3 protein-coding genes are annotated in these 2,730 nt (G+C 70.1%); 2 read left to right on the forward strand and 1 reads right to left on the reverse strand.

Annotation, left to right across the window (positions count from 1 at the left end):
* A partial coding sequence (locus ACFU7Z_RS38475) for an ALF repeat-containing protein (protein WP_380782777.1) occupies window positions 1-808 on the reverse strand: 808 nt, incomplete at its 3' end.
* A 749-nt stretch (window positions 809-1,557) separates the two neighbouring features.
* On the opposite strand from ACFU7Z_RS38475, the gene ACFU7Z_RS38480 reads away from it, so the two are divergent.
* Window positions 1,558-1,734 (forward strand): hypothetical protein, encoded by a 177-nt coding sequence (locus tag ACFU7Z_RS38480; protein ID WP_380744963.1) that lies wholly within the window; start codon window positions 1,558-1,560, stop codon window positions 1,732-1,734.
* 486 nt (window positions 1,735-2,220) lie between these two features.
* On the forward strand, window positions 2,221-2,730 hold a 510-nt coding region (locus tag ACFU7Z_RS38485; protein WP_380782780.1), incomplete at its 3' end, for a beta-class carbonic anhydrase.

Genomic DNA, 2,730 nt, shown 5'->3' on the forward strand with positions numbered 1-2,730 from the left:
CCGTCTTGGCAGCCTCGTCCGCGGCCGTCAGCGCGGCCTGCTTGGCCGTCTCGGCGGCCTTCTCGGCCCGGGCGCCCGCTTCCTGGGCGGCGGCCGTCTCCTCCAGGGCCCGCTTGGTGGCGTCCTTCGCGGTCTGGGCGAGCTGCTTGACGTCGAGCGTCTCCTGGTCCCTCGCCTGGGCGAGGAGCTGGCCGTTCTCCAGGAACCCGCGGATGTCGGCGGGTGTGCCGCTGAGCGCCCGGCCGGCCTGCTTGGTGAACTCCGGGCCGGTGTAGACGTCCATCAGCCGCAGGACGGCGACCCGGTCGTCCTCCTCCTGCGCCTTGAACCGGCCGGTGGTCAGGAAGGCGTCCATGGCCTCGGCGGTGCCGTCGCCGAGCGCCTTGGTCCCGGCCGTGCGGACGGCGACGTCGGCGCCGTCGACGATGGTGACGATCGCCGCCCGGCGGTCGTCCATCATCGGGTTCTGCCAGCCGCTGGTGACGAACGCGTGGAGGTCGGCGTCCGACCCGCTCAGCGCCTTCGTCGCGGCGTCGCGCACGCCCTTGCCGGTGCTGCTCAGCATCTTGATGACGGCGAAGCGCTCGTCCGACGCCTGAGCACGGCTCAGCGTGCTGGTCAAGAACGTGGTGATGTCGGCGTCCGAGCCGACCAGTGCCCGTGCGGCCGCGTCCTTCACCGCGGTGCCGCCGCCCTGCCAGGCTTCGACCACCTGCGCGCGGTAGTTGGCCGGCAGCGGCTCCGGGGCCGTGTCGGACGGAAGTGCTTGGGCGACCGTCGTCCCCATGACGGTCGCGGCCAGCATCATGGCCGTGGCGGACAGGATCCTGGCGCGTGAGCGCCGTGCCGACCCTGCCCTCATTGGCGAGTTCGCCATTTCCCCCTCTTCTTCCCCAATCTCCTGGCCCGTCAGGGCCAGTGTTCACCAGGACAGTTGTCCTGATGCCGCAGGAATCCTAATGCCGGAGAAGGCGGATCGACGGGGCGGAATGATTTTGTCTGGATCGCATGCCAACTGGCTGAATCCCCGTCGGTTTCGGCCACCGATCGCATAGGCCTGCAATGGATTCACCCAAACGGCGGCAAAGGACCGGTTCATCACTCTCGTCCGGTTCACGTACATCCCCCCTGCGCCCCTAATGTCAGAGTGACTGACCGTCAGTATGGCGGCCAGTCACTGAAAGTGATGGCAGGATAGGGATTTGCCAAACCAGGAAAAATACAGGAAGGGCACAGGAAGAACACAGGAAGAGTGCCGCTCCGGGGGCGCGAGCATCCGATCCACCGGGGAGCAGCGAACACCGCCGTGGTGTTCGCCGAAGCTCGCGAGGTTGCTGAAGGCTTCCGGGGTCGAGTCGATCGGTGCGCCGGCCGCTGTTCCGGAGAAAGGGCGACGGCCGGGCGCGGTGGCGCATCAACTAGCGCATGTCGGTGGGTATTTCGGCGGGGTGTCGTCCTGCTGGGCGGGCGGGAATCCGTCGTCACGCACCTGTGTTTCCGCGATCACGTGGTCATCCGAGGGTGGTGTGTTGATCCTTGGGTTCGCCACCGTTTTCCGTGAGGGAAGCGGTTCGCCGGCGTGCGATCGAGGCCTTCCAGGCCGCCACCGCACTGGCCTGCTTCCTCCACGTTCCCGATCTCGCCGCGCGCTTCTCGAAGGAGGACCGCGGCGGCGGTTGGCGGCTCCCCGAGAACCCGGCGCCGACCGACGCGGTCCGAGAGGGCGGCATGTGACGTGAGGGAACGTGTGGGATCGCCGCAGCTCGGCTGTCCACGGAGGCGGTCACCCGGCGGAGTGGAGAATGGGCGAATCCCGGGCGGGGCCGCTCCGGCGGGCAGTACGGTGCCCGCATGACCGTGCTCGTCCGCCGTCGTCACATCGACTTCGGCCGCATCCACTCCACAGGCTGTCCGGTCATCGTCTGATCGCCCGTTCCAGCCGCCCGGCCGTGCCGTTCCGTTGCGCTCTTCCGTTGCGCTCCGTTCCGAACGGCACCGCCGTGGCGGCCGTCGCTCCCCGCCGCCGCGAGGGTCGGCCGTCGCCCCGGTCGACGGACCCTCCGAGCGGCGCTCCGGACGCATCCGGCGGGACGCGCTCACCCGCTGCTCCGTGCCGCCCGCTCCGTGCTGCCCGCAGCACGCACCCGCGGGCGGGACGGGGCGCTCCCGCGCGTCCCGGCCGACCACGATCCGACCGCACCGAGAGGACAGCCGTCCACCATGACCGACACCGCCACCGACCACTACCTGCGCAACAACGCCGACTACGCCGCGGCCTTCGACGGGCCGCTCCCGCTCCCGCCGGCCCGTCGCACGGCCGTCCTGGCCTGCATGGACGCCCGGCTCAACGTGTACGGCGCGCTCGGCCTCGCCGAAGGCGACTCGCACGTGATCCGCAACGCCGGCGGGGTGGCCACCGACGACGCCATCCGCTCGCTGGCGATCAGCCAGCGGCTGCTCGGGACCCGGGAGATCATCCTCATCCACCACACCGACTGCGGCATGCTCACCTTCGGCGACGACGCCTTCCGGGAGTCGATCCGGGAGGAGACCGGCGTCAAGCCCCCGTGGGCCGCCGAGGCCTTCGCCGACCTGGAGACGGACGTGCGCCAGTCGGCCGCCCGGATCCGCACCAGCCCCTTCGTCCCGCACACGGACGCCGTGCGCGGCTTCGTCCTCGACGTCGCGACCGGCCTCCTCAAGGAGGTCGTGCTCTTTACTGTTGGAGTT

This window comes from Kitasatospora sp. NPDC057518 (genome assembly GCF_042802075.1).
GTDB lineage: Bacteria > Actinomycetota > Actinomycetes > Streptomycetales > Streptomycetaceae > Kitasatospora.